This window comes from Bacillus sp. G1(2015b) (genome assembly GCF_001482475.1).
GTDB classification, from domain to species: domain Bacteria; phylum Bacillota; class Bacilli; order Bacillales; family Bacillaceae; genus Bacillus; species Bacillus safensis.
The window spans coordinates 23,123-49,373 of the sequence record NZ_LKIC01000001.1 but is presented as its reverse complement, the minus strand read 5'-3'; the positions used below and the strand labels follow the sequence as shown (position 1 = coordinate 49,373).

Sequence of the window (26,251 nt, the reverse complement as noted above, 5' to 3'; positions counted from 1 at the left end):
ATGATGATTCAGTAAAAAAGAAAAACTGCTGAGATGAAATGTCACAGCAGCTTCTCATTTTTAAACTTGTTTCCTTTCTTAGAGCGGATAAATGTGTAGATTTCAAACCTACAGGATAATATACACATTTACAAAATCATTCCGTTTCCATATTACTTATTAAATCATACTTAGATAGATATATTCCTCCAATTATCAAGATAATAGTACAAAGAATAGGTACTACTATTAGTGTAATACTAATAGAGACAACTGGAGATAAACCAAACATAGGATGCCTAATCAGCATAAATGCATTTCCAAGTAGCATTGGGTTGTCTGAGAAAATGGAAAGAAATAAAATACAGATACAAACTATGAAACTATAAATTGTTTTAAAAATTAATGATAATAAAGCAAAAATAAAAGTAAAAAGAAATGTCCCAGCTATATTTAAAAGAATTGAATAAACAATAATTTGACTATAAGAGAATTGAAAAGAGGAATATCTTAAAATACTTTCGCCGTAATCTGTCAAATTATTTACTGTACCCCCACTCAACTTCCATACAAACCAAGTTAAGGACAATATTAATATGTAAAAGATCAATATTGCGGTACAACAAAATAAGAGTTTGCTTATCCACAATTTAAATATTGACTTGGTTCTAACTCTAATAAACGCACTATGTGCAAATAGATCTTCTTTTATAAAAGTATTGACCAATATTGCACCACTTAATTGAAATATAATCCATCCAAAAGGAAATTCAATTATTTGTTGTTCGACAAGTTCAAAGGGAACACCCGCAAAGGTTTTGCCAATAACATCCCAAAACGCAACAGTACTTTTGGATAAACTAATATGTAGAAAGTAAAGGTAGTATAGAAAATTAAATAAGCCTAGAATAAATATAATGATAAAGATCTTTGCAGTTCTATGGAACCCAAGAATCATATCTCTTTTAAAAAGTAATAATAAACCAATCATGTGTAGAATCCTCTCTTATCAACTAACTAGAACATAGCATAACATAACTTTTAAGTTAAAAAAATGCAAAAAAAGGTGTATTTTTCTTTATTTTATTGTATAATTTTTATGTACCGGTACAAATTATGGTTTTAGTGGGGAAAATAGTGAAAAAGTTATTTACATTTTTTTTAATTTTAATAATGATATCTTTGATTAGCGCTTGTCAAACTAGTAAGTTCAATAACACAATAAAAGACAAAGCTCCAGATCCCTCTATAAGTATAAAAGATTTGGATAATAGTACAAAGGATGAACCAAAACTATTCTATTTTGATACTGAACAAAAGCAAAGTCTTTTCAAAGTTATATTTTGGGAAAAGCTGAAAGAGGATCGTTATTATCAAGGTCAGATTAAGAATAATGATGTCGCAATTGAGAATGTTTTCAAAGGAGAGGACCTCGAAGTTGGACCACTTCCTAAAAATTATGAATTAGCGATGACCTTTAGTCAAAAAGAACCTCCCCCAACAAAAATCTTAGGAAAATTGAAAGATGATAGGGGAGTGACTCATCAATGGGAGCAATCTTATGATATCCCAGATGCTGATCACGATTTTTTAATCAATTTACCAACATTCAAAGGTCAGAAAGCAGAAATAGCATTAAGAATGATTTGGTTAAATAAAGATAATGATTGCATAGGTGTCGCAGATAAATATTTTGTTGTAAGTAAACAGTGAGGAGAAGACCGTTGAAAAATAAAATAATCATTACCCTAACTTTAATTCTAGGAGTAACCTTTTCTACTATAGGAATTGTGCATGTCTATGCAGGAGAACCAACTGGCAACTATAAAGATACTAATTATAATTTTAGATTTCTAAAAGGAAATCCATATGATGAGACAACATCTAGAACAAAATTTACAAAATCCTGGTATTATATGAACAGTGAAAAGAATAATACTTCTTATGTAGCCTGGGCCAGATCTAAAGGAAAAGATGTTTCAGGTGGCCACTATTATACAATTAAGAAAAATTATAAAGGAGAACAACTCCTATACAATTTGGCAGTTGAAAAAACATTCTTGGGAATAGGATATCCGCCTGTTACGATAGGTGCTAAAAAGAATGCAGCTGGTTATGCTAATGGCGTATGGAGTCCCGATTACGATAAAAAAAGCCCTTGATTCTATTAGGCTCTTTAAATTCAAAAGAGAACTATATGACACAGCGACTCAGAATGAACTGAGTCGCTTCTACATTTATTTTTAAATAAACGAAATGGAGAGATACATGTTTTATTTGCTTATATTACGATTAATAAAACGCCCATCTTTTTACATATCATTAGCCATTGGTGCAATTCTAGCAATTGCATATTTTTGGACAGAAGAAATGCCACTAAAAGAACATTTAGAACTTACTGGAGGAATTTCTTTTACCCCTTATACAAAATGGATGGGGATTGGTGGAATATCAGATTATCCAGCACTTTACATGTTCTTATTACCAATTTTAGCAACACTTCCATTTTCAGACCTGTACTCAAGAGATCGATCAACTGGTTTTATTCGCTTTTTAATTATTAGAGGAAAACAAAAACAATATTTCTTTAGTTTGTTTCTTATAAACTTTTTAGCAGGTATGCTCACAGCTGTCTTTCCTCTATTATTAAATATTTATTTGTCTTTCATGAGACTTCCAAATATAAAACCTGATAGAGCGATTAACAATGAGATGCCTTTAGACTCTGATAATACTTTCTTACCAGATCTATATTATACACATCCCTTTGTTCATATGCTTTTATATGTAATATTAATTGGTATTTTCTCTGGTATGTTCGCAAGTATAGCTTTGGGATTTGGAATGTTTATTAAAAAATCATTTGTTGTTCTAATTACACCTTTTGCAAGTTTATATGTCATAAACATGGTACTTTCAACACTAGGGCATCAGGAAATGATATCAACAAGCTTCTTGCAACAACAGGCTACAGATGGTGTGAGTCTAGCAAGTCTTGTTTTACACTTGTTTATCGGATTTATGTTAAGTATTTCATTATACATTCTAGGGGTTAAAAAGAATGTTATTCGTTAAAGAACTCCATATCGTTTTACTCGACATCTACCGTTATAAAGTGCGATTATTCATCTGGTTTTTTTGTTATTTGCTTTGTATTTTATATTTAGTCAAAGAAAGTATACCGGAACAAGGAATAATGGGAATACCACAATCTTTAAATTTATTTTTCTCTTCCTATACATTTGTTTTTCCCGTATTACCCCTTTTTCTAATGTTTTTTTCATTTGGATTCGTACCTTTTTTTGACTCTTCTCGTTTTGTTCGTTATCAAAAAAGAGAAAGAGTATTTTTATCGTTATTATTACGTGTCTTTTGGATCTGTCTAATATTCACTCTTATATATCTAATCAGTGGTTTCCTTTTGGGTGGGTTCCTGTCAGGAAGGTGGGACAACGTTTGGCTATCTACAAAAGGAGCTCCATACTTAACATATGGCGATCAACTACCTTTAGATAAATACTTTTCATCTAATATCATGTTAATTAGATATCTGATTACAAGTTTATTGGCATTCTATCTGATCGGACTATTTGTTGTGGTTTGCTATTTGTTAAGTAAAAATTATATATACAGCTTTATTATCATTTCATCTACTGTCATTCTTGATAAAATGCTTAATATTTATTTTGGTTTTTCTTTCATTAATGACTCACTGTCATTAGAAATGACATCTTGGCTTATACCAGGTTTATTTTCTAGAATGATTTATTTATTTAGTGGTTTTGGATTACTTTTTACTTTTCTTGCATATAAAATTTTTATCAAACAAGATTTTTTAAATGAATACGGCAATGATCATGAAAAAGAATGTTAATAGAGGTGAAACTATGTCAGAAGAATATATTAAAGTTGAGGCATTAAACAAATTTATAAAAAAAAACCACGTCCTTAAGAATATTAACTTATCATTAAAAAAAGGGAATATTTATGGTTTTCGTGGACCTAATGGATCCGGAAAAACAATGTTGTTTCGTGTCTTATCCGGATTAGTAAAACCAAGTGATGGAAAAGTCACTGTAGGTGGGAAACAATTACACAGAGACATCTCATTTCCCGAAAATGTTGGAATATTAATAGAGTATCCTGGTTTTATACCAGAATATACTGGTTTTGCTAATCTAAAATTGCTCTCTATGATTCAGAATAAAATTAACGATAACGAAATTTCTGCTGTGATTTCTCGTGTAGGGCTTGATCCAAATGACAAAAGAAAGTTTAAAAAGTATTCTCTTGGGATGAAACAACGTTTGGGAATAGCTCAAGCAATTATGGAAAAACCGGATTTGCTCATTTTAGATGAACCTACTAATGCTTTAGATGAGAAAGCAGTCGAAATAGTACATCAATTACTCGTAGCATTAAAAAATGAAGGTAAAACAATTTTAATTGCTAGCCATGATAAAGAAACTCTTCAAAAGGTTTCAGATACGATTTATGATATTGAATCTGGTGAAATTATAAAGGAAACGATTATTGATAGGGATAAAGAAAAATGAGAAAAAAAGTAATAGTAATTTCAGTGATAACTATAATTTTTATCTTAATCAGCATGTTCCGCTATCAACAAGTGAATAGTGAATACTCCAACTATAAAGTAACAGAAAAAAACCTGACGACAAATGAAACATTTGAATTTCTAAAAATAAGTCATACGTTTAAAAAAGCTAAGAAAATTAATACCATTGATGAAATGAGAAATAAAGTAACTGAATACCGCATACCATTTACATTAAAAAATAAAACAAACGATAAACTCCCCCTACATCCTGAATTTTATAGAATGATGAGGGGAGAGGAAGAAACCCAGACCATAGACTTTATTAATAATAAGACAGGGAAAAGAATTAAAGATATAAATCCTCATCAATATTTAAATGGTACAGTCACCTTTACATTTGGAAATAATGGTGAGAAAAATTTAAAAACTCCTAAACTCCATATGATTGGGAGCGATGGAATATCAGTTGAAAAATTCATTGTGGAAATTGATTACTTCAAGTAACATATACTATTCATATTAAAAGAAATACATCCTATTATCCTCTTCTATTTTTAGAGGATTTTTTTATTTAAAAAGACGAAGTCTCACTAAAGTTAAAGTACGCAGGAAATTAATATATGAAAGCAGGTGAACTCATGACAAACAAAAAATGCTCAACCGATTAATCACTGAAAGTCTCCATATCTTCTCCAACAAACCTATAATCCGGTCAACTGGTACACATGGTCAGACGAAGCATTCAAGAAAGCGAAACGCGAAAACAAACCAGTTTTTGTATCGGTTGAGTATGGGGATAACCAAAGGAACTTGCCATTGATGGTATAGGATCTATTTTATATTAGATGCACACAGTAACTACATCCAAATACAAATAACGAATCGGAGCTATACGAGTTGTTTTTATGTCTACCCAAATTTAAAGAAGTATTCCTCGTATCAATTCCACTCTCCAAGCGAAACCTATCCTTCAATTAATCGCTTTAACTTAAGCTCCGTATCAGTATCCTCAACTGGAGTATAGACACTGCATCTTAAATCAGTATCCCCATACACTTGTAATGAAGTGAGGTTAAACAACATTTTACCTGCCTTAGCATGACGAAATTCAATTAATACTTCAGGCGCATAGCTGATCTCATTTTCATTCCAAATTTTACGGAACTCAGGATATGCCTGCTCCATTTCTTCTATAAATTGCTCATACCAGTCATCAGCTACATACTGTCCATAATACGTTCTAAATATGGCGATATATCCTCTAACAAAATGCTCCCAATTCACGGCCAGACTTTTAAATTCCTTTCTTGCGAATAGTAAGCGTATGATATTCCTTTCTGCCGGAATGATTTGTTCAAAATCCAAAAACACATTAGCTGCTGCTTGATTCCACCCAACAATTTGACTTCTTCTATCTGATATTATCGTTGGGCAATAACGAAGCTCCTGCAACATTTTCACTAAAGCCGGACTGATTTCCTTCTCATTCTCAATAATAAAGGATTGTTTCACTCCTTCCTCTAACGCTAAAGCGTACAAATATCTCCTTTCATCGTTATTTAATTGTAATGCTCGAGAAATCGCATCTAATACCGAAGTAGATACTTTTATATCTCTGCCTTGCTCTAACCATGTATACCAAGTAAGACTCACACCGGCTAGTTGAGCCACTTCTTCTCTTCTTAATCCTGGTGTTCTTCTACGGGTTCCTACAGGTAAACCAACCATTTGGGGCGTAATTTTCGAACGTTGGTTCTTTAGAAATTCAGATAAAGCTTGAAGTCTAGTTTCAGGTTTCATAAAGATCTCCCTTTAAAATATTATTAATTATACTAGGATAAACAACAACTTGTAATAGGATAACACAATGGCTAAAGTTAATAAAAACAAGGAGGGAATGATCATGAAAAGAGTTGTCATTACTGGAATGGGAATTATTTCTCCACTTGGAAATGATGTAAATAGCTTTTGGAATCAACTAATCAAAGGACAATCGGGAATATCTCTCATTGATTCTTTTGATACAACTGATTATAAAACAAAAATAGCTGGAATCGTTCGTGATTTCGATGCAGATAAAATATTGGGAAGAAAAGAAGCAAAACGTTTAGATCGCTTTAGTCAGTTTGCCTTAGCAGCAGCCGAACAAGCATTAGAAAATTCACAATTACAGTTAGATCAAGTTGATCTTGAACGTTTAGGCGTATATGTTGGTTCAGGGATCGGGGGAATCCAATCGCTTGTTGATCAAGTAAATGTATTAGATAAACGAGGTCCCTCAAGAGTAAGCCCCAGCCTTGTCCCCATGATGATTTCAAATGCGGCTGCGGCCCAAATCAGCATAAGATTAGGGGCACAAGGGCCATCATTGTCACCAGTCACAGCTTGTTCTATTGGGAACACCTCTATTGGTGAAGCTTTCAATGCGATCCGAAATGATGATGCAGATATTATATTTGCCGGTGGAGCAGAAGCTGCCGTCTCACAAATATCTTTGGCCAGTTTTGGAAACGCACATGCACTATCTACTAGAAACCAAGACCCAAGTCGAGCCAGCCGTCCATTCGATACAGATAGAGATGGTTTTGTGATGAGTGAAGGGGCAGGTATCTTAGTATTAGAATCATTAGAAAACGCAATTCTTAGAGATGCACCGATATTATGTGAAGTAGTGGGATACGGAGCTAGTTCAGACGCTCATCATATGGTAGCATCACACCCAGAAGGTAAGGGTGCCTACTTAGCCATGAAAAAAGCATTGAGAAGTGCAAACATATCAACAGATGAAATTGATGTTATTAGTGCTCATGCAACAAGTACACAAGTAGGTGATCGTTCAGAAGTTCTAGCGATTAAAAAATTATTTGGTGATCGTTCAGGTGAAATTCCAACAACGGCAAACAAGTCAATGACTGGGCACATGTTTGGTGCTGCCGGCGGAGTAGAAGCCATTGCTTTAGTGGAAAGTTTGAGACGAGGAATGATTCCGCCAACTATTAATGTAGAGAATCAAGATCCAGACTGCAATTTAGATGTTGTATTAGAAGCGAGGGAGCTTCCATTGAAATATGGGCTATCCAATTCTTTTGGTTTTGGAGGACATAATTCAGCCATCTTATTAAAACATTACGATTGATGTAGCTATCAAGGGTTTATAGCCCTTGATTTTTTCATTTTTGGAATACCTCACAGACAAATGATGACGGTCAACAGCAATCTGATATATTAAATAGAGAAAAGAAAATACTAAAAACATTTAGAAAGGAAGGTGATTCCATGCCAAACAACCAAACACCCAACCCACTCATCCATGAAAAATCACCGTATCTCCTTCAGCACGCCCACAACCCAGTTCATTGGTACCCGTGGGGGCAAGAAGCCTTTGACAAAGCCAAGCGTGAAAATAAACCTGTGCTTGTCAGCATCGGTTATGCCACTTGTCACTGGTGCCACGTCATGGCACACGAAAGCTTTGAAGATCAACAAGTCGCTGATATCTTAAACGAGCATTTCATTTCAATCAAAGTCGATCGTGAGGAGCGTCCAGATATCGACTCTATGTATATGTCGGTTTGTCAGATGATGACGGGGCAAGGCGGCTGGCCGCTCAACGTGTTTATCACGCCGGATCAAAAGCCTTTTTATGCGGGGACATATTTTCCAAAAAGAAGTGCATACGGACGTCCTGGCTTTATCGAGGCACTGACACAATTGCTGGATGCGTATCATAACGACCGAGATCATATTGAATCATTGGCAGAGAAGGCAACAAATAACCTGCGGATCAAAGCAGCCGGGCAGACAGAAAATACGCTGTCTCAAGAGGCAATTCACAAAGCCTATTATCAGCTCATGAGCAGCTTTGATACGCTGTATGGCGGCTTCGGCTCCGCGCCGAAATTTCCTGCACCTCATATGCTGTCATTTCTGATGCGCTATTACGAATGGACAGGGCAGGAGAACGCATTATATGCAGTCACGAAAACGTTAGACGGCATGGCAAATGGCGGTATATACGACCATATTGGGTCGGGCTTTTCTCGTTATTCGACGGATGAAAAATGGCTGGTGCCTCATTTTGAAAAGATGCTGTATGATAACGCCTTGCTGCTGGAAGCTTACACAGAAGCGTATCAGCTCACCTCAAAACCTGAGTATGAAAAGCTTGTCCGACGTCTGATTCAATTTATTAAACAAGATATGATGAATCCAGGAGGCTCCTTTTATTCAGCGATAGATGCAGATTCTGAAGGGAAAGAAGGACAATATTACGTCTGGTCAAAGGATGAAATTATCACTCATTTAGGAGAGGAGCTTGGCGCTTTATTTTGCGAAGTCTATCACATCACAGAAGAGGGGAATTTTGAAGGGGAGAACATCCCTCATACCATTTCCACCTCTTTTGAGGACATCAAAACCTCTTTTTCAATTGATGACCATACACTTCACTCTAAGCTGCAAGAAGCCCGACACATTTTACAATCAGTCAGACAGCAGCGACCCGCGCCGCTTGTAGATGACAAAGTGCTCACATCTTGGAATGCGCTGATGATCGCAGCTCTCGCCAAAGCAGGAAGGGTCTTTGATGCAGAGGAAACGATCCTTATGGCGCAGCAGGCAATGTCTTTTCTAGAAACACATCTTGTTCAACATGAGCGGCTTATGGTCCGCTACAGAGAAGGTGACGTGAAGCATCTCGGCTTTATAGAGGATTATGCGCATATGCTAAAAACGTATATGTCTTTATATGAAGCGACCTTTGAATTAGATTGGCTGGAAAAAGCCACAGCCATTGCGGAGAACATGTTTGAGCTGTTTTGGGACAAGGAAAAAGGGGGCTTTTTCTTCTCAGGTTCAGATGCGGAAGCGCTCCTCGTTCGAGAAAAAGAAGTGTACGACGGTGCCATGCCTTCTGGTAACAGCACCGCACTCCACCAGCTTCTGAAGCTAAGCAGAATGACTGGACGTCAAGACTGGCTGAAAACATTAGAACAGATGTTCAAAGCCTTTTATGTCGATGTCTCTTCCTACCCAAGCGGACACACAGCGTTTCTGCAAGGGCTCTTGAGTCAATATGCGGCAAAAAGAGAAATCATCATTCTTGGGAAAAACGGAGATCCGGAAAAAGAACGGTTTTTACAGGCGCTTCGGAAACGATTTATGCCATTTGATATCATTTTGACAGCCGAAACAGGAAATGACTTAGCCAAGCTCGCACCATTTGCAAAAGATTACAAAACAATCGACGGCAGCACCACCGTGTATATTTGTGAAAACTACAGCTGCCGCCAGCCGATCACCCAAATCGACGAAGTGATGGAACAGTTATTCCACGATTAAGTTTGTCATATGATGACTATCAGAAGACAAAATGAGGACAAACAGATAAAAAACATGTCAATCCGCTAACAAATTGTCTGTACGGTTTTATTTTTCCTAAAAAACGGTTAGAATGCGCACTAGACGTTCTCATACCGAAAGGAGAGAAAATGATGAAAAAGGTATCATATACACTCATCGCTTGTCTGTTATCTGTTGGGCTTGCAGCCTGCTCGTCTAACGATGCCAAACAAGATAAGCAAAACGATGCAGCCAAAAACAAGGAAACAACACAGGCTGATCAAAAAGAGCAGCAAAAGCAAATGGAAGAAATGCAAAAGAAATTAGACGCACAAAAAATCGATGATCAAAAGGTCGTTGCGACCGTCAACAAAGACAAAATCACAGGCAGTGAATACAATAGCGCCTTATCTACCATCCAAGGCCAGCTTCAGCAGTCCGGGCAAGACCCAACTTCTAAAGAAGGCGAGAAAGCAGTCAAGAAACAAACCATTGATGCGCTCGTAGGCCAAGAGCTCATCCTGCAAGATGCTGAGAAGAAGGGCTTCAAAGCCTCTGACAAAGAAGTAGATAAGCAGCTAAAGGAAGAAAAGAAACAGTTTAAAGACAACGCTCAATTCGAAGAAGCACTGAAAAAGAGCGGACTTACATTGGATCAGCTGAAAAGTGACATTGCCGACAGCATCAAGTACAGCCAATATGTCGACAAACAAATCAAATCAGCCTCCGTCTCTGAGAAAGACGTCAAAGCGTACTATGACCAATACGCAGACCAAATGAAAAAACAAAAGCAAAAAGCACCAGAATACAAAGAGGTTAAATCACAAATTAAAAAACAGCTAGAATCTCAAGAAAAGCAGAAAGAAGTACAAAAAGAAATTGAAAAGCTAAAGAAATCTGCGAAAATTAATGTGTCTCTGTAACAGCTAAGAAAAAATCCGCCATTGTGCGGATTTTTTTGTTACTTCACGAACCATTTTTCCAAATTTATGACAAAAGCCTCATCATAAACGTCTCTTTCATCCGATATGATGGGAGTACAAAAGAAAGCGCTAACAATTCTTTTGTCTCTGAAAAGGTACAGGATCAAAAGCCATTCTCGTACTTTTGCTTCAGTCAATCGGACATCTACAAAAGGAGGATCTTTATGTTCAAATGGTTTAAACCTGCTCCGCATATCGACAGGCTTGATGATGCCAAAACAGACGAGACGTATAAGCGGCTGCGGCTGCAAGTCTTTCTAGGCATCTTTATCGGGTATGCGGGCTACTATTTGCTGCGCAAAAATTTCGCTTTTGCCATTCCATATCTACAGGAAGAGGGGTTCACGAAAAGTGAATTAGGCTTTGTACTCGCAGCCGTATCCATTGCTTATGGCTTTAGTAAATTCATCATGGGGATGATCTCAGACCGCTGTAACCCCAGATACTTTTTAGCTGCCGGACTCTTTTTATCAGCTCTTATCAATATCCTATTTGTCTCATTTCCGTGGGTCACATCCAGTGTATGGATCATGTTTTTGTTCATGTTCTTAAATGGCTGGTTTCAAGGCATGGGGTGGCCGCCATGCGGACGTACGATGGCACACTGGTTTTCGGTTAGTGAACGTGGTACGAAAATGTCCATTTGGAATGTCGCTCACAATATCGGCGGGGGGATTCTTGCACCGCTTATCACATTAGGAATTGTGCTGTTTGCGACGTGGAAAAGTATCTTTTTCTTCCCTGCCATCATTGCCATTATCGTCTCCTTCGTGATCATTCTTCTCGTACGGGATACCCCGCAATCCACTGGTCTTCCGCCAATCGAGGAATATCGAAATGACTATCCGGCACAAAAATATGAGGATCAAGAAAAAGAATTAACAGTGAAAGAGATTTTATTTAAATATGTACTCAACAATAAATTCCTATGGTATATCGCCATTGCCAACGTGTTTGTGTACTTCGTCCGTTACGGTGTTGTTGACTGGGCGCCGACCTACTTAACAGAAGCGAAGGGCTTTTCACCAGAGCATTCACGCTGGTCTTATTTTCTTTATGAATATGCAGGCATCCCCGGTACATTATTGTGCGGATGGATTAGTGACCGCTTCTTTAGAAGCCGCCGCGCACCAGCTGGCGTCATCTTTATGGTCGGGGTGTTAATTGCCGTTCTCGTTTACTGGCTAAATCCTGCTGGCAATCCAATGGTCGATAACATTGCCCTCATCAGCATCGGCTTTTTGATTTACGGACCGGTCATGCTCATTGGACTTCAAGCCATTGATCTCGCTCCGAAAAAAGCAGCTGGCACTGCTGCCGGACTGACAGGCTTCTTCGGCTACATTGGCGGCTCTGCCTTTGCCAATGCCATGATGGGTGTCGTCGTCGATCACTATGACTGGACAGGAGGCTTCATTTTACTGGTTGGTTCTTGTGTGCTTGCGATTGTTTTCCTCGCGATGACATGGAATACAGGAAAACGCGTAGAGCAAGCTTAATGAAAATCACATAAAAGATTCATATCCGCCCAACATGCTCTTTACATCTATTTCTTATGATGAAGGCAGTTACCGTAAAAGGAGGTTAAAATATGAAGAAAAGTAGATTACTTGCTTTCGTGTTGCTCTCTTTTGCTTTACTGTCTTTTGCGTGGGTGCCGGCCACCATATCGGCTCATGAACATCTTTTATCTCCAGATCGCATCTTAACCGTTGCACACCGCGGAGCATCAGGGTATGCACCAGAGCATACCCTGGCTTCCTACAAACTCGCCACAAAGATGAATGCAGATTACCTCGAACTCGATCTTCAAATGACAAAGGATGGACATCTCATCGTGATGCACGACGAAACCGTTGACCGGACCACAAACGGAACAGGCTGGGTCAAAGACCTCACACTTGCCGAAATCAAACAGCTTGATGCCGGGACGTGGTTTAACGAAGCCAATCCCGACAGACAAAATGCCAACTATATCGGACAGAGAGTCCTTACATTAGATGAGGTGCTGCGCTATTTCGGAAAACGAGAGAATTATTATATTGAAACAAAAAAACCAGACCTTTATCCGCAAATGGAAGAAAAACTATTGGCCGCCTTAAAGAAACATCATCTTCTTGGAAAACACACAAGAAAAGGGCAGGTTATCATACAATCCTTTAGTCAAGACAGCCTGCTAAAGCTGCAGAAATTAGCTCCACGCCTGCCAAAAGTACAGCTATTAGACAGAGCCCAAATGACATCCATCACAGACGATCAGCTCGACTTTATTAAAACGTACGCCGTGGGAGTCGGACCGAATTTTAGAGCTTTAACACCTGAAAACGTCCAGCAGGTCAGAAGCCACAGACTCCTCCTTCATCCATATACGGTCAACAGCGAAGCAGACATGACACGTCTTCTGCAATACGGCGTCACCGGTCTTTTCACCAACTATCCAGATGTCTTTCAGCGTGTCAAAGCTTCTCTGTAAACGACAAAAGCCTCGCGGTCCACTCCGCAAGGCTTTTGATTATTTCATCGTTTGATCAGAAGAAGCTGTTTCAATCGGTTTTCGTTTCCCAATTCCAAATACAAAAAAGCTAAGCGCCACTAAAATCAAGAACCCAATTGCTACAATAAGAGAAATACGCGTATCCTGATTAATGAGCATAAACACAAGTACCATTACTAAGAATCCAATTGTAAGATAGTTAGAAAACGGTGCTAACGGCATCTTGAACGGATGCTTTTCAAGCGCTGCCCCTTTCGCCTTTCTGAAGCCAATATGACTAATCAAAATGACAAACCAAGGCACCATCCCAGGAAGAACACTCGCACTATACACATAGACGAAAATGTTTGGCGGAGAAACATAATTCAGAACAACTCCTATCGCTAAACCAATCAGCACAGCGAATGTCCCAAAATACGGTACACCATTTTTCGAAATTTTTGTAAAGAAAGCAGGCGCCTGACCATTTACACCTAATGTATAAAGCATACGGCCCGCACTGAAAATACCACTATTACAGCCTGACATCGCTGCTGTAATCACAACAAAGTTAATAATACCAGCCGCTGCTGTAATTCCGATCTTCGCAAACGTCGCCACAAATGGACTGCCAAGCGTATTCAGCTGATCCCACGGATACACAGTCACAATGACAAAGATCGCACCGATATAGAAAATCAAAATACGCCAGATGATACTTTTGATGGCATTGGTCAGCGTCTTTTCTGGATTTTGTGCTTCACCTGCTGTAATCCCAATCAGCTCAACACCCTGGTAGGCAGCAATGACGAGCGACAATGCAAACAAGAACCCGGTAAATCCACCTGTAAAGAACCCGCCGTGCGCCCACAGATTAGACAAGCCAATAGGCGTCCCGCCATTTCCAAATCCGAAGAAAATAATGCCTAGACCTGCAACAATCATCAAGATAATCGTCACAATTTTGATCATCGCAAACCAAAATTCAAATTCACCGAACGACTTAACCGAAATCAAGTTGGCCGCTCCTAAAATGATCATCGCAATTAACCCTGGAATCCACGCAGGCAGCTCTGGGAACCAATATTTCATATAAGCCCCAACAGCAATAATTTCAGACATTCCGACAATGACCCACTGGAACCAGTTACTCCAAGCCGTCATATACCCTGCAAGCGGATGAATATATTGATGCCCGAATGTAGCAAACGACCCTGTACTCGGCTCAAGATATAACATTTCTCCCATCGCTCGCATAATAAAAAAGATAAAAATACCACACACTGCGTACGCTAGAAGAACCGATGGACCTGTCCATTGAATGGCCTTCGCTGACCCCATAAATAAGCCAACACCGATTGTGCCGCCAAGAGCAATCATTTGAATATGGCGGGCACTTAACCCTCTCTTTAATTCCTTTTGAGCCACTTTTCTTCCCCCTCATCAACAAACAACATAAAAAATAAAAATCAGAATTTTCATTCTGATTGAGAAACATCAATCTTTCGATGTATATTATCATAATAAATCTACCCTTAAAAAACAATTGTTTTTTTGAGGAAAACACTATTAACAAAATATTCTGACATAAAAAGAGTTTCAAATTGTTTTATATTGATATATTGAATCAAGGGAAGAAAGTTACTTCAATGCTGATGACTTAATAGAAACTGACCACCTCTTATATCAACCTCAAAGGATCGTTTTCCATCCTTATGCACCATGTTCTCCTTCTCTCGGTGACAAGAAAAGTCATTTCGAAAAGCGCCAGATCTTTTCTTTACATAACAAGTAAACCCATCATTTTCCGGAATCGCCACTTTGACATATGCTCCAGTTGAAATAGACTTAAGTGAATGTAGCATGCTTGTAGAATGAATTTGTATCCTTCTACCTGTTACATGCAGATCAACATCTGAGAAAGCACCCGTCAACTCACCTTTTGACGATGTGGCGTGCAATGACAATGTCTGCGCGGCCAGCTGCCGGCTAGAAATAAGTCCACCAACTGTCTCCAAATGGAGACGCTTGATTTCACCTGCTAGCAACGTCTTTCCAGAAGTTAAATGAACATAGGCATTTTCCACATTCAGTTCTTCTGCCTGAAGATTTGCTCCTTTACAACGAATGGACATAGACTGTATTTGATTTTTCGGAAGATAAATAGTGAGATCTGTTTGATAAAGGTGCAGTCCTAAGCTGAATATTCTTTTTCGTCTATCTTGAATGACCAGCCGCCCACCTTTTACCTGATGATGCAGCAAATAGCGCTTTGGAAAGACTTGATTGGTCGTTTGACGAATGATGAGATAAGGATGATCATGGTGATGGATACGCACCTCTCCGAGCAGCCAATCAAGCGATAATTCTACGACCAATTCTTCAATTTGAACCGTATGCTCCACATGTCTCCCTCCTTTTTCATCGTGGCTTATTTCGCTTGAAGCCGGGTGATACTGACCCACAATTCCAACATTACAATCAGAACAGCTGCGACCATGACTCCTGACAAAATGACATTCATTTGATCATTTCCATCAACTGCGATACATACGTTTCCTAAAACAGCACATAGAACAATCGCAGTCATGATCGTCATGAAGGTAGATTTCTTCATTAATCCCACTCTCATTGCAATCATGCCAATACCATTGATACAGCAAGTAAACACTAGGTACGTTTTGATCACATTGAACATCACATCAGCAGTCAGCGCATCCTGAACAATAGGGAAGAACGTTTCAGTAACACTAAACACAACAAATGAAGGAATGATGCTACACAGCATAGCAATCGTAGAAAAACACAGCATCCAGACCATTCTCGGAAGGAGTGATGCTTTCAAACTTGGTGAATGAGCTTCATAGTCTTTCAATGTATTCACCACTACTCGACAATACATCCATGCTGTGACGATCGAAAAAAAGATCATCCATACTATACTGGTCAACAAATAGATATTCGGATACTGCTGAAAACCTATTTCCTGTTCAACCCGTGCAGCAAATGCGGCAAAATAGATAAACACCAGCAGTACAATGCTTGCGATCATACTAGCTTGAATGTAATTTTTCATATGATTTTTTCTTAGCTCTAGTTTTATGAAGTGAAGCATAAGGCATCCTCCTATGAAATGAATTCTCTTTTTGTCTCTTATTTGACCAGTTAGATTTCAGGCTGATCATATCCACCAATCCCAGCATAATGCGCTGTGACCTTTTGAATGAATAGATCACTCACCACATCCACTCCAAGCCCTCTCATCATCTGTTGTAAAAAAAACAAACGCTGACTAGTTTCCTGTTGATCACGAGCAAATAGTGTTGGGTTCAGCCATATATTCACGAGAAGCATAAACACTTCTGCCACTTCACCAGGAAAAGCAGTCGTTAACGAACCATCCTCAATCCCTTCAAGAATCAGCTGTTTGATTTTAAGCGCATCCTCATTTACGCCTGCCTTCATTCCCTCCACCACAAATTGCGGGTTTTTGATCTGATCAACCAAGATCCCATCAATCGAATGAGATTGCGGATCTGCCACCAGCTGCTCTAAAATACGCTGCAGCTTCTCTTTCGCATGCGATGCCTCTGTATGCTCAATCAAATCTTCAAGCTTCTCAGTCGCATGGCGAAATTGCCTCTCCATCACGGCACGTAATATTTCTTCCTTCGATTTGAAATGATGATAAATAGCCCCTTTAGACATATTCAATTCATGTATGATATCCTGCAAACTTGTCTTTTCGAATCCTTTTTCCTGAAACAGCTTCGTCGACACATCTAAAATTTGCTGAATCGTCTTTTCTGGATATTTATTTCTGGCCAATTAAAACGCCTCCTTTTACATACCGACCGTTGGTATGTATTTTAATCCACTACATGATAAACTGTCAATATCGGTTCTTTATATAAAATAAAAAAAGACCGCTCACACGGTCTTCTCGAGTTCAAACTGAACATCGGCAATGCCGAAGCCCCACCAGAATCCCTCACTATCGGTGACTCTCGTTGATAGATAGAAATTCTCTAAAATCAGCTGCTATTTCCTTAGATTTCGTATGATGCAAATAATGGCCGCCTTCGAAAGTAACAACTTTTCCGTGATCTACATTTTTCAGAAGATCTTCATGCATTGGTTTCCAGCTTGGTGTTTCTTCCTCCGTTTCATTCGCTAGGTAGAAAACAACGGGGAGATTCTTAGGTAAATGTAAGCGTTGAGCGTTTTTAAAATTATTCGTGATGTTTTCTGCCTCGCTAGCTTGGCTTTCATCCAAGAAATTTCGGAAGGTCAGCATTTTAATCTGATCTTTCGTTTGATCATCCACGTTAGGCATCACCAGTTGATCTGGATTCATTTTCACTATCAATCTGTAAAAACCGGATTGATGAAGCAGCTGCAAGCTGGAAACCGGCAATTCATCCGTTTCCTGCTTCGGAACACTATTATCAATTCCAACAAATGCTTTCACTTCTTTTTCATATTGATTTACATATTCTAGTCCATAAATGCCAAAAATCGAATGCCCCATCAACGTATACTTTTTAATGTTGAGCTTCTGCAAACATTCATGAATCTCATCTACAATGTTTTGACTTGTGCGTACTTTATCTGTATCGTCACTTAAACCATATCCAAATGGTTCAATCACTACGACTCTATAATATGGTGATAATTCATTTACTAGCGGCATAAAATCCAGCACGGGTGAAGCAGTTCCATAGCCCGGGAGAAGTACAATCGTTTCTTTCCCATCACCTTGAATAAGCACATTCATCTGCTTCCCGTCCACCAAAACCTTTTGCCCATAATCTTCTATTTTCCCCTTCTCCCTTTCATTACTAATGAGGTTTACAAAGTAAACAGTAGCTAGAAAAACAACCATGACCGTGATAAGAGTACATATAGATATCAACATGATTCTCAATATTTTTTTCATTGGTTTTTCTCTTCCCTTCATGATGAAGAACTCTAGCTTACATCCAGCGATGAATTAATATTTCCTTTCACAATAGATGATACCGATTGTATTTGCGCAAACACTTGATACATACATAAACGTAATCGCTATATAAAACCATTCTCTTGGAGATGAGAATTGATGGACCGAAGCTTGGATAACAGCAACCAATATATAGGCTATGGCAATACCTATAATAGAAAAACTTCCTGCTTTCGCTAAAATAAATTGACCTCGTTCATCATGTTTATATTCACGACTTTTCTTAAATTGAAAGGCCGTGCTTATAACAGAAAGGATAATCAAAGAATAAAGAATGATCGTCGTCATCATTGTTGTTCCTCCTTGTCGACCTCTTGAAATACATCATACAAATCAACTTCAAATGTTCTAGCAATTTGAAATGCTAGTTTTAAAGACAAAGAATATTTACCATTTTCAATCGCTGCCACCGTTTGACGAGTCACACCTAACTTCTCTGCCAAATCCTTTTGTGTCCAGTCTTTTTCAGCGCGTAATACCTTGATTCTATTTTTTATCTCCATTTCAGATTCCTTTCTTGAAGGATACTTTACTTAACATAATGTTAAAAATAATTAACATTATGTTAAGTAATCATAACCTTTTTTCAAATGTATGTCAATTTCCCTTGATTCAAAAAAAGAAGAATCATCCATTTTGAAAGTCCTGCCTCAAAATGAATGATTCTCGATAAATGATATGATCATCTGAATTAAAACACTTTCCTCTGATAAATCGCAGTAGAAAGCCCCCAAGACAGCAGGTAGAAAAGCATAATCAGCACAGCTGACCCCGTATATAAAATAGGGATCGACAAATTCATAATAAAATCAGTGATCCCACTAAATTGCTCTGCTAAATAGAGAACAACAGGCGGTCCCATAGCAGATAATACGATAAAGCCAATGATCACTGCCGTTGTGATATAACCGGGCTTTAAGATATAAAACAATGGAAACGTACACGCCGCGAACAATAAAAACAACCCGCTGCCAATCGCAATATCTGACAGCGAAAACAGCTTCCCAAAAACAAATAATGCAGCACTTGTCAGCACGATCGCAATACTCATATAGAAAATGGCGCCAAGATAACGTGATGCGATAATTTCTTTACGTGTATAGGGCAAGGAGTTTAATAGAATATTCGTTTCTGCCTTTTCATCATATGCATATGTGTTAAATGGAATGAAGACACTAGCAACTAGAAACGTCAATACTGGATGGACATCCATGAAAATAAAAAATAAGATAAACGGAATAAAAATAAGTAACTGCTTCTTTTGCAAAATCACATCACGCTTAATTAAATGAAACATGCGCAACCCCGCCTTTCAAATAAAACATGATATCCTCAAGCGACGCCGGTTCAATCACAACAGCATCCCCAAAAATAAGTTTTACTTCATCAATCCGATCCGTTAATGCTTCAAACCCGGCTGCTGTACGCTGGATATGGACAAAGGCCTTTTCTGTGTCTCGATCCAATAACTCCAGGCTTCCTTTCACAAGCGCATAACTTTCTGCCACTTCATGAATCGACTGTTGAAACACCAATCTTCCATTTTGTATAAACGCAATATAATCCGCAATACGGTCTAAATCAGTCGTCACATGCGTCGAGAAAAAGATCGTCCGATTTCCATCAATCATCAATTCTTGTAACGTGCTAAGCAGCTCTCTTCTAAAAACCGGATCTAAACCAGCAGTTGGTTCATCCATGATAATCAGCTCTGCATGATGCGACAGCGCAATCGCAAGCGACGCCTTCATCTGCATCCCTTTTGAGAATGTTTTGATCGCTTTATTCAGCGGCAGACCAAACTGCTCAATATATTGCTCAAAAAGCCGGTCATCCCAGCGTTTATAGGCAGGTGCTACAATTCGTTTGATGTCCTTTAAATTCAATCCTGGGAAAAAAACGTTAGCATCGTAAACAAAGCCGATTCGTTCCTTAATCTCTTTTTCATGAGTATGATAATCCAATCCAAAAACCTTGATGTCACCTGAATCGGGTTTTAACAAATTCATGATCATTTTAATGGTGGTCGACTTACCCGCTCCATTCTCTCCAATAAACCCTGTAACAAATCCTTTCTTAACTTGTAAATCGAGATTCTGAACTGAAAAATCCTTGAATCGTTTCGAAACTCCTTTGAATTCAATCACATGCTCCACTCATCTCACTCCTCATATAAGAACTTTAATAACTGCTGCAATTCATCAAAAGATAAGCCTAATTCTTTCCCGTTTGTGACAACCGCTCCAAGCTGTTCCTCGATCACCTTCAATTTCTTCTCTCTCATCACTTCTACGTTTTGTTCCGCAACAAATGATCCCTTGCCTACAATTGAATAAATAAATCCCGCCTTCTCTAACTCTTCATACGCTCGCTTTGTTGTAATCACGCTAATTTGTAGATCCTTCGCCAGCTTTCGAATAGACGGCAGTGCTGCGCCTTCTGCAAGCTCACCCGTTAAAATCATCGATTTGATTTGATTCGTAATTTGCTCATAGATGGGCTCCTTAGAATGGTTTGAAATCGTAATTTGCATATAAAAACCTCTTTTTTCAGATAGTTGGAACAAAATATTGTATATACACTATATATACATTATATACACACTAAAAGAATATTCAACCATTTTAAAAAATGTTCTCCTCATTTTTTTAAAATAAAAACCGCACAGCCTGAAGCCATACGGTTCTTTAACAAAATGCTTTATTTCCAATATACCCATTTTCCCATAAGCCACTCCACAGGACCTCTTCTCCATTTTTTCAAATAGAGATAGCTGATGAACAGCTGTGCTGTGTACAGTCCGACAGCAAGAAGCAGCCCAAACATTGACCCCAATTGTCCAAATAGACCAAGTCCATAAGAATAGAAAATCGTTGTACAAATAATCGACTGTGCCAAATAGTTTGATAGAGATAAACGGCCAAGCCCTGCAAACAGACGTTTCAACCCTTGTGCAGCCTTTGAATAGTAAAAAACAATAAAGGCTTGAATATAACCGATCGTCAGGACATAGGCTCCTAACGTCAACACCATTTCACTCCAAGGAGCATCAATAAACGTCGCACATTTTAAAGCAAGCCCGATGATAATCATCCAAATCCAGCCTTTACGATAAGCCATGCCTCGATCTTCTTCTGTCAAATGACCTTTTTTCCCGATCGCCATGCCAAGCAGTGCAAATGGACCGATCATGATAGGAGCATAGAGAAGACTTAAAATTGGTGTCATAGTAAGTGTTACAATTGCCATAATGATGGAGACGATTACCATATCATCTTCAATTGTAATCCGGCTCAATACAATATCGCCATATGTACCAGTCCCATATACATTCGTTAATAAATCAGGATTTCCGTAAATAAAATTCATTAGAGATGGATAAATCACTAAAGATAAGGCACCTAAAATACCCGACCATATAAACACTGTTTTGATTCGGCTGTTTATAAACATCATTAGGAAAAACGTACAAGCTCCATAATAGAGAAGAATGTCGCCACTCCAAATGAAGATTAAATGCAGCATTCCAAGCACAATCAGACCAAAACCACGGCGAACGACAATAGCATTCGTATTTAGCCCCTTGGCCTTCGTCGATTCAATCAGCTTGATAAAAGAATACCCAAACAAAAAGGAAAAGATCGGATAAAAAGACCCCTGGAACAAAATTTCCGTCACATATACACCGAATTCCTGCCCCCAAAAACTCGAATCAAACATTTTCTCAAAATCATAATCATATTGAAAATTAAGCATATTCACGATCAAAATACCTAATAAACTAAAACCACGTAAACTATCAATAAACTCAACCCTAGATCCCTTCAACTCGACAGCTCCTTCGGACAATATAAAGATAAAGCATATTTATCCTACCACACTTTTAAAAAATTGGTTCATATCCCCATGTGAAAAGGTGTGTTTTAAGGTAAATTTAATAAAAAAACCTAGAATATACATTCTAGGTATCATACTGAATAATTATGACTTTCTTCTTTCCGCAGCATTCGCTTCAAATAAAACAACATTCCCAAACCGAATAAAATCAACGCCATTTCCCAGTCTGCAGAAATCGGCAACCTTTTCAGCATTATTAAAATCAGCAAAACCGCTCCAACACCTGCGAAAAAAATGACGTTTCTTTTTAATTCTTTGTTTGATTGAAACAACACTCTCTCCTCCACTTATCCAATTGAATGTTTTTCTAACTTTTTCAAAATTCTTTCCCAGCCGGTATCTCCCATTTTCCGATCTATTAACTGCCCCTGTTGATCTATGAGACAAAAGCTAGGTAATCCTTGAATCTTATACTTTGCAACAATCTCATAATCCTGATCCAATACAATAGGAGCGGTCATATTCTTTTCCTCTGCATACTCTGAAACAACATCTGCCGATTTTTCCTCTTCTGTATATGGAACATGGACACAGGTTAAATGAATACCCAGCTCATTCACACGTTGTAGGATAGGATTGGTTAATTCTTCACAATGAGGACAGTTGACTGACCAAAAATAAAGAAGCTGATGCTGTCCCTTAGGTACACTCCTTTGATCTGAAGGGTAAATCCAAGGAAGATGCTCGGGCCAGTTGAGTTTCTGCGTTCCCACTATTCATCACCCTTTTCCTTTAGCTGAAAAGCGATAATTTTCCCTAAAGCTTCCTCTGCAGCAAAAGGCGCAACGTTTCCTGAAGGATTTTCTTGTTCTTGTTTTAAGCACTCGTACATGTTTTTTTCTATTTTTGATGGATCAATCCAAGAGATACACCATGATGCCCAAAAACATGTAGGTCCCTCATAACGTTTCGCTAATGGTAGAAGGAATGGCAAGCTGGACTGGCCAATCCTCATGAGTGAGATAGCAGCTGCCATTCTTGTCTCCTCTTCGTCACTCTCTAAGAGATGAGCTAAGGACTCAGCTGCATCCTCTGCATCCACTCCAAATTCACCCAGTACAGCTGCTGCAATATTTCGCAGAGACCCCTTTTCTTTTAAAGCTTCAACAAGCACGGGCACTGCATCTTTTCCTGATTTTCTCAACTCCCCCATTGCTTGAACGATCGTTACTTCATTTGTATTGGCCAATTGTTGAACGGATTGAGACAGCTTATTTTCTGGTTTCATTTACAATCAACTCCTCTTTTTAATGAACCGCACGGTATCGATAACAAAGCACATAAAATCCAGCTCCAGCCACTAGGGATACAATTGTAGTCAACAAGCCATCAGTGATGAGATGAATGCTAATTATGACCATAGCACTGATCACAGACGCAAATACCAATGATCGATAATAGGCGGTCAAAGCAAAACTCCTTTCTCGTCTAAAAGGTTGCATAAAGGCAAAGAACCGTATGGCTAAAAACCATATATAAACTCCTCCACCAAATAAGGTCCAATACAAAACATCCTGAATCTCGACCAAATAAAGAGAAATCAAGTAGAAAGCATACAGCCAAAAGGTTTGAAACACCTCTAACAGAATGATTTTTTGATATAAAACGCCTGGAAAAAGGTAAAGCGCTCCTGTTTGCGCATGTCTTACAATCCCTGCATAATATGAACTAAAAAGAACAGATACCGCGATGACGATCAAGAATAGATTCAGCCAATCTGAAAAATAAGTAAAGACAACATAGTAAGTACCAATTAACAGCATAGTAGATAGTACATGGAAAATCATATACTTTTTTATCAGCAATAATTCAATCCAAAGAAAAGCCCAAACGCCCGTTAATGCTGGAAGTCCCCACCATGTCCTGCTCTTTTTTTGAACGATTGGACTTGATTGAATATGTTTCCCCTCAAATTCCTCCCAAAATACTGCCTCCTTGACTAAAGACTCCTTCATTTCTAAACGATGACTAGCCTTGTACATCATAATGAAAGATAGAAACATCACTCCAATAAAAATGACGACAGAAATAATGGAGAACTCTTCGATCATACGTCCAGCTTGAAACATCAAAGAATCAGCAATGTTCATCAATGAAGGCTGTTTCATCACCAATTGATTCAAAACAAGCAGTGCAAAGGTGAAAAACATCAAGACAAAACCGAGTAAGAGCAAACGCTTGTATACTCGAATGGTTCTAGCACAAGAAACCGCAATCATCCAAGTTTCGACCAAACATAACAGCCCTGTCAGAATGAATGATTTGCCAAGCAGAAACGGGTACTGCTGCGTTATAAAAAACAGGAGTAGATCGGCAGCTACAGCAGAGAAAATGAGAAGAGCCCCTCTCCAGAAAATGTGATACATCCACACACTGATAACAACCGTCCATAAAGAAACGCCATTTCCATATAACCAAATGATATCGTTCATTTGGCTAGGCAGCCGGTTCGTAAACAAACCAACCCCCGTATAAAGAACAAACAAACAGATAATGATCCATCCAGCTGTACCCATATTCCAATCACCCATACTTGAAACTGCACTTAGCTGAAAACCAATTGCCGCTATGAAAAGAAGTAAGATCAGAAAAGGCATTTTCTTTTCTTGATTTTTACTGATCAAGCGCCTTTGAGATTTCATCCATAAAAGAGAGAGTGTGTTATTCACTTGACCACTCCCCCAAAAGTTGAATAACTTCTGCCCTCCACTCAACCTGTTCTTCCTTTAATTGAGGAACATCCATACTCTTCATGATGGCACCGTCTCGAATCAATACAACCCTGCTAGCCGTATCAAGGACAAACTCCAGACTATGAGTCGACACGAAGATCGACCCACCTTGACTACTTTTTTGTCTCAGCCAATCCGACAGCCACTGTTTTGATGGAATATCTAACCCGACAGTCGGTTCATCTAATATAAAAAGGGAAGCATCTTGAACAATGGCTCCTGCTAAGACGACACGCTGCTTTTGGCCTCTTGAAAGCCTTCCACACAGTTCATTCATCTTCTTTTCCATATGTACTTCTTTCAACGCTTCATGTACCTTTTCCTTGATCTGTTTTAAGCCTTTATGATATCCACGTGCCCGGAATTGAACATGTTCAGCAGCCGTTAAGTCTGGATACAAATACGGCTGATCAGGAATAAGAGCTACTTGTTTTTGGACATGGGAATGACCAGGCGGGAAACCCTCTATGAGAATTTCCCCTCCATCTGGTTTATATAGACCTGTTAAACACCGAATCGTTGTCGTCTTCCCGGCACCATTAGGCCCAAGCAGCGCCACAACCTCCCCTGGTTCGATGGAAAATGACAGATCCTCTATCCCATCACCATTTCTATATCGTTTGCTTACATTCTGAACCTCCATGAATGGCATCAAATCTCTCCCTTTTATTAGAGTGATGTATGCTTATCTATGGTGTGTTAAAAATCAAAAACGAATGTCATTAGACCCACTAATTATTAACCCTAATATTACCATATGAAGAATAACAAGGTAATAGAAATGAGGTAATCTATTCTATATACAACGGAAAAATAAAAAAGATTGGGTTGCAGCATCCCAATCTTTTATCTATTCACCCAAAACCATCTCCTGACACGCCCAAGCATCCACCTCTACCTTTAAAGCAGGTGAAGCCAATGCCACCACATAAATCATCGTCATACAAGGCAGATGATCGCCCAAAAACTGCCCCATGATTTGTTTCCTGCTCTCAGCATCGAACTCTCCTACGAGATAAAATACTAGTTTCGTTATATCTTCCACGGCCATATCTGCCGCTTCTACGTTTCGTTTCACATTCTCTAACGCTAGCTCTAGCTGCTCCAACGGGCTCTCGGGAATTGTTCCATCCGCCTCCATCCCAACTTGACCTGATAAGGTTAACCATCGCTGTGGTCCTGTTGTTTCTATTTGATGGGTATATGGGGCAACTGGCGGGTGAATGGTCTCAGGATTACGTAATGTTCTCATTGATAAAAACCCCTTTTCTGAAAATACAGTCAATT

Annotated in this window: 30 protein-coding genes and 1 pseudogene; 12 read left to right on the top strand and 19 right to left on the bottom strand. The window is 38.6% G+C overall.

Features of this window, described 5'->3' with window-relative positions:
- Positions 1 to 136: 136 nt before the first annotated feature.
- Positions 137 to 970, bottom strand: a complete 834-nt coding sequence (locus tag AMR95_RS00280) for a hypothetical protein (protein ID WP_058837225.1) — start codon at positions 968 to 970, stop codon at positions 137 to 139.
- Positions 971 to 1,116: 146 nt separating this feature from the next.
- On the opposite strand from AMR95_RS00280, the gene AMR95_RS00275 reads away from it, so the two are divergent.
- From AMR95_RS00275 to AMR95_RS19355, 7 genes and pseudogenes are all read left to right on the top strand, one after another.
- Positions 1,117 to 1,692 carry a hypothetical protein gene (locus AMR95_RS00275; protein ID WP_082672189.1) on the top strand — a complete coding sequence of 192 codons (576 nt, stop codon included), beginning with the start codon at positions 1,117 to 1,119 and terminating at the stop codon, positions 1,690 to 1,692.
- A gap of 11 nt (positions 1,693 to 1,703) precedes the next feature.
- A complete protein-coding gene (locus tag AMR95_RS00270; RefSeq protein WP_058837223.1) occupies positions 1,704 to 2,141 on the top strand; it encodes a hypothetical protein in 438 nt (145 codons plus the stop codon).
- Positions 2,142 to 2,247: 106 nt separating this feature from the next.
- On the top strand, positions 2,248 to 3,054 hold the full coding sequence (locus tag AMR95_RS00265; RefSeq protein ID WP_058837222.1) for a hypothetical protein: 807 nt from the start codon (positions 2,248 to 2,250) through the stop codon (positions 3,052 to 3,054).
- Positions 3,041 to 3,853, top strand: a complete 813-nt coding sequence (locus AMR95_RS00260; RefSeq protein WP_058837221.1) for a hypothetical protein — start codon at positions 3,041 to 3,043, stop codon at positions 3,851 to 3,853. The genes AMR95_RS00265 and AMR95_RS00260 overlap by 14 nt, the downstream gene beginning before the upstream one ends.
- 13 nt (positions 3,854 to 3,866) lie before the next feature.
- Positions 3,867 to 4,535 (top strand): ATP-binding cassette domain-containing protein, encoded by a 669-nt coding sequence (locus AMR95_RS00255; RefSeq protein ID WP_058837427.1) that lies wholly within the window; start codon positions 3,867 to 3,869, stop codon positions 4,533 to 4,535.
- Positions 4,532 to 5,041, top strand: coding sequence for a hypothetical protein (locus AMR95_RS00250; RefSeq protein WP_058837220.1), 510 nt, complete (start codon positions 4,532 to 4,534; stop codon positions 5,039 to 5,041). The genes AMR95_RS00255 and AMR95_RS00250 overlap by 4 nt, the downstream gene beginning before the upstream one ends.
- 171 nt (positions 5,042 to 5,212) lie before the next feature.
- A pseudogene (locus AMR95_RS19355) lies at positions 5,213 to 5,329 on the top strand (DUF255 domain-containing protein); the annotation flags it as partial.
- 171 nt (positions 5,330 to 5,500) lie between these two features.
- On the opposite strand, the gene AMR95_RS00245 reads toward AMR95_RS19355, so the two are convergent.
- Positions 5,501 to 6,337 (bottom strand): helix-turn-helix transcriptional regulator, encoded by an 837-nt coding sequence (locus AMR95_RS00245; protein WP_047204154.1) that lies wholly within the window; start codon positions 6,335 to 6,337, stop codon positions 5,501 to 5,503.
- A 103-nt stretch (positions 6,338 to 6,440) separates the two neighbouring features.
- On the opposite strand from AMR95_RS00245, the gene fabF reads away from it, so the two are divergent.
- From fabF to AMR95_RS00220, 5 genes are all read left to right on the top strand, one after another.
- A complete protein-coding gene (gene fabF / locus AMR95_RS00240) occupies positions 6,441 to 7,673 on the top strand; it encodes a beta-ketoacyl-ACP synthase II (protein ID WP_058837219.1) in 1,233 nt (410 codons plus the stop codon).
- A gap of 140 nt (positions 7,674 to 7,813) precedes the next feature.
- Positions 7,814 to 9,877 carry a thioredoxin domain-containing protein gene (locus AMR95_RS19550; protein WP_058837218.1) on the top strand — a complete coding sequence of 688 codons (2,064 nt, stop codon included), beginning with the start codon at positions 7,814 to 7,816 and terminating at the stop codon, positions 9,875 to 9,877.
- 152 nt (positions 9,878 to 10,029) lie between these two features.
- Positions 10,030 to 10,800, top strand: a complete 771-nt coding sequence (locus tag AMR95_RS00230) for a SurA N-terminal domain-containing protein (RefSeq protein ID WP_058837217.1) — start codon at positions 10,030 to 10,032, stop codon at positions 10,798 to 10,800.
- A gap of 224 nt (positions 10,801 to 11,024) precedes the next feature.
- Complete coding sequence (glpT, locus tag AMR95_RS00225) at positions 11,025 to 12,359, top strand: glycerol-3-phosphate transporter (protein ID WP_041088787.1); 1,335 nt, start codon at positions 11,025 to 11,027, stop codon at positions 12,357 to 12,359.
- 92 nt (positions 12,360 to 12,451) lie between these two features.
- Positions 12,452 to 13,333, top strand: a complete 882-nt coding sequence (locus AMR95_RS00220) for a glycerophosphodiester phosphodiesterase (RefSeq protein ID WP_058837216.1) — start codon at positions 12,452 to 12,454, stop codon at positions 13,331 to 13,333.
- A 39-nt stretch (positions 13,334 to 13,372) separates the two neighbouring features.
- Here the strand turns inward: AMR95_RS00220 and AMR95_RS00215 are convergent, their stop codons facing one another.
- From AMR95_RS00215 to AMR95_RS00135, 17 genes are all read right to left on the bottom strand, one after another.
- Positions 13,373 to 14,761, bottom strand: coding sequence for an amino acid permease (locus AMR95_RS00215; RefSeq protein WP_058837215.1), 1,389 nt, complete (start codon positions 14,759 to 14,761; stop codon positions 13,373 to 13,375).
- A gap of 218 nt (positions 14,762 to 14,979) precedes the next feature.
- Positions 14,980 to 15,738 carry a DUF4097 family beta strand repeat-containing protein gene (locus AMR95_RS00210; protein WP_058837214.1) on the bottom strand — a complete coding sequence of 253 codons (759 nt, stop codon included), beginning with the start codon at positions 15,736 to 15,738 and terminating at the stop codon, positions 14,980 to 14,982.
- 26 nt (positions 15,739 to 15,764) lie between these two features.
- Positions 15,765 to 16,448, bottom strand: coding sequence for a hypothetical protein (locus AMR95_RS00205; RefSeq protein WP_058837213.1), 684 nt, complete (start codon positions 16,446 to 16,448; stop codon positions 15,765 to 15,767).
- A 50-nt stretch (positions 16,449 to 16,498) separates the two neighbouring features.
- Entirely contained in the window at positions 16,499 to 17,131 is a 633-nt protein-coding gene (locus tag AMR95_RS00200) for a TetR/AcrR family transcriptional regulator (protein ID WP_082672188.1), read from the bottom strand.
- Between the two features lie 196 nt (positions 17,132 to 17,327).
- On the bottom strand, positions 17,328 to 18,272 hold the full coding sequence (locus tag AMR95_RS00195; protein WP_058837426.1) for an alpha/beta fold hydrolase: 945 nt from the start codon (positions 18,270 to 18,272) through the stop codon (positions 17,328 to 17,330).
- Between the two features lie 54 nt (positions 18,273 to 18,326).
- Positions 18,327 to 18,626 (bottom strand): hypothetical protein, encoded by a 300-nt coding sequence (locus AMR95_RS00190; RefSeq protein ID WP_039176087.1) that lies wholly within the window; start codon positions 18,624 to 18,626, stop codon positions 18,327 to 18,329.
- Complete coding sequence (locus AMR95_RS00185) at positions 18,623 to 18,838, bottom strand: helix-turn-helix transcriptional regulator (protein WP_039176085.1); 216 nt, start codon at positions 18,836 to 18,838, stop codon at positions 18,623 to 18,625. Before AMR95_RS00185 ends, AMR95_RS00190 begins: the two co-directional genes overlap by 4 nt.
- A gap of 188 nt (positions 18,839 to 19,026) precedes the next feature.
- Positions 19,027 to 19,632, bottom strand: coding sequence for an ABC-2 transporter permease (locus AMR95_RS00180; RefSeq protein ID WP_058837211.1), 606 nt, complete (start codon positions 19,630 to 19,632; stop codon positions 19,027 to 19,029).
- Complete coding sequence (locus AMR95_RS00175; RefSeq protein WP_039176080.1) at positions 19,616 to 20,491, bottom strand: ABC transporter ATP-binding protein; 876 nt, start codon at positions 20,489 to 20,491, stop codon at positions 19,616 to 19,618. The genes AMR95_RS00180 and AMR95_RS00175 overlap by 17 nt, the downstream gene beginning before the upstream one ends.
- A gap of 5 nt (positions 20,492 to 20,496) precedes the next feature.
- A complete protein-coding gene (locus AMR95_RS00170; RefSeq protein ID WP_039176077.1) occupies positions 20,497 to 20,868 on the bottom strand; it encodes a GntR family transcriptional regulator in 372 nt (123 codons plus the stop codon).
- Between the two features lie 167 nt (positions 20,869 to 21,035).
- Entirely contained in the window at positions 21,036 to 22,163 is a 1,128-nt protein-coding gene (locus AMR95_RS00165; protein WP_058837210.1) for a DUF418 domain-containing protein, read from the bottom strand.
- A gap of 140 nt (positions 22,164 to 22,303) precedes the next feature.
- Positions 22,304 to 22,504 (bottom strand): hypothetical protein, encoded by a 201-nt coding sequence (locus AMR95_RS00160; protein WP_058837209.1) that lies wholly within the window; start codon positions 22,502 to 22,504, stop codon positions 22,304 to 22,306.
- 15 nt (positions 22,505 to 22,519) lie between these two features.
- Positions 22,520 to 22,945, bottom strand: a complete 426-nt coding sequence (locus AMR95_RS00155; RefSeq protein ID WP_058837208.1) for a TlpA family protein disulfide reductase — start codon at positions 22,943 to 22,945, stop codon at positions 22,520 to 22,522.
- The gene (locus AMR95_RS00150; RefSeq protein ID WP_058837207.1) at positions 22,945 to 23,460 is read right to left on the bottom strand and encodes a HEAT repeat domain-containing protein; all 516 of its coding nucleotides are present in this window, start codon (positions 23,458 to 23,460) and stop codon (positions 22,945 to 22,947) included. The genes AMR95_RS00155 and AMR95_RS00150 overlap by 1 nt, the downstream gene beginning before the upstream one ends.
- 19 nt (positions 23,461 to 23,479) lie before the next feature.
- Positions 23,480 to 24,901 (bottom strand): sporulation killing factor system integral membrane protein, encoded by a 1,422-nt coding sequence (gene skfF, locus AMR95_RS00145; protein ID WP_058837206.1) that lies wholly within the window; start codon positions 24,899 to 24,901, stop codon positions 23,480 to 23,482.
- Entirely contained in the window at positions 24,894 to 25,616 is a 723-nt protein-coding gene (locus AMR95_RS00140) for an ABC transporter ATP-binding protein (protein WP_058837205.1), read from the bottom strand. Before AMR95_RS00140 ends, skfF begins: the two co-directional genes overlap by 8 nt.
- A gap of 198 nt (positions 25,617 to 25,814) precedes the next feature.
- The gene (locus tag AMR95_RS00135) at positions 25,815 to 26,216 is read right to left on the bottom strand and encodes a RidA family protein (protein ID WP_058837204.1); all 402 of its coding nucleotides are present in this window, start codon (positions 26,214 to 26,216) and stop codon (positions 25,815 to 25,817) included.
- Positions 26,217 to 26,251 lie beyond the last annotated feature (35 nt).

Coding starts and splice junctions, on each gene's coding strand:
- AMR95_RS00190 (WP_039176087.1), bottom strand. CDS start 18,626: ATGATGACGACGATCATTCTTTATTCTTTGATTATCCTTTCTGTTATA.
- AMR95_RS00195 (WP_058837426.1), bottom strand. CDS start 18,272: ATGAAAAAAATATTGAGAATCATGTTGATATCTATATGTACTCTTATC.
- AMR95_RS00185 (WP_039176085.1), bottom strand. CDS start 18,838: ATGGAGATAAAAAATAGAATCAAGGTATTACGCGCTGAAAAAGACTGG.
- AMR95_RS00180 (WP_058837211.1), bottom strand. CDS start 19,632: ATGTTTCATTTAATTAAGCGTGATGTGATTTTGCAAAAGAAGCAGTTA.
- glpT (WP_041088787.1), top strand. CDS start 11,025: ATGTTCAAATGGTTTAAACCTGCTCCGCATATCGACAGGCTTGATGAT.
- AMR95_RS00265 (WP_058837222.1), top strand. CDS start 2,248: ATGTTTTATTTGCTTATATTACGATTAATAAAACGCCCATCTTTTTAC.
- AMR95_RS00170 (WP_039176077.1), bottom strand. CDS start 20,868: ATGCAAATTACGATTTCAAACCATTCTAAGGAGCCCATCTATGAGCAA.
- fabF (WP_058837219.1), top strand. CDS start 6,441: ATGAAAAGAGTTGTCATTACTGGAATGGGAATTATTTCTCCACTTGGA.
- AMR95_RS00255 (WP_058837427.1), top strand. CDS start 3,867: ATGTCAGAAGAATATATTAAAGTTGAGGCATTAAACAAATTTATAAAA.
- AMR95_RS19550 (WP_058837218.1), top strand. CDS start 7,814: ATGCCAAACAACCAAACACCCAACCCACTCATCCATGAAAAATCACCG.
- AMR95_RS00220 (WP_058837216.1), top strand. CDS start 12,452: ATGAAGAAAAGTAGATTACTTGCTTTCGTGTTGCTCTCTTTTGCTTTA.
- AMR95_RS00280 (WP_058837225.1), bottom strand. CDS start 970: ATGATTGGTTTATTATTACTTTTTAAAAGAGATATGATTCTTGGGTTC.
- AMR95_RS00260 (WP_058837221.1), top strand. CDS start 3,041: ATGTTATTCGTTAAAGAACTCCATATCGTTTTACTCGACATCTACCGT.
- AMR95_RS00205 (WP_058837213.1), bottom strand. CDS start 16,448: ATGCTTCACTTCATAAAACTAGAGCTAAGAAAAAATCATATGAAAAAT.
- AMR95_RS00150 (WP_058837207.1), bottom strand. CDS start 23,460: ATGAAACCAGAAAATAAGCTGTCTCAATCCGTTCAACAATTGGCCAAT.
- AMR95_RS00135 (WP_058837204.1), bottom strand. CDS start 26,216: ATGAGAACATTACGTAATCCTGAGACCATTCACCCGCCAGTTGCCCCA.
- AMR95_RS00230 (WP_058837217.1), top strand. CDS start 10,030: ATGAAAAAGGTATCATATACACTCATCGCTTGTCTGTTATCTGTTGGG.
- AMR95_RS00245 (WP_047204154.1), bottom strand. CDS start 6,337: ATGAAACCTGAAACTAGACTTCAAGCTTTATCTGAATTTCTAAAGAAC.
- AMR95_RS00250 (WP_058837220.1), top strand. CDS start 4,532: ATGAGAAAAAAAGTAATAGTAATTTCAGTGATAACTATAATTTTTATC.
- AMR95_RS00140 (WP_058837205.1), bottom strand. CDS start 25,616: ATGCCATTCATGGAGGTTCAGAATGTAAGCAAACGATATAGAAATGGT.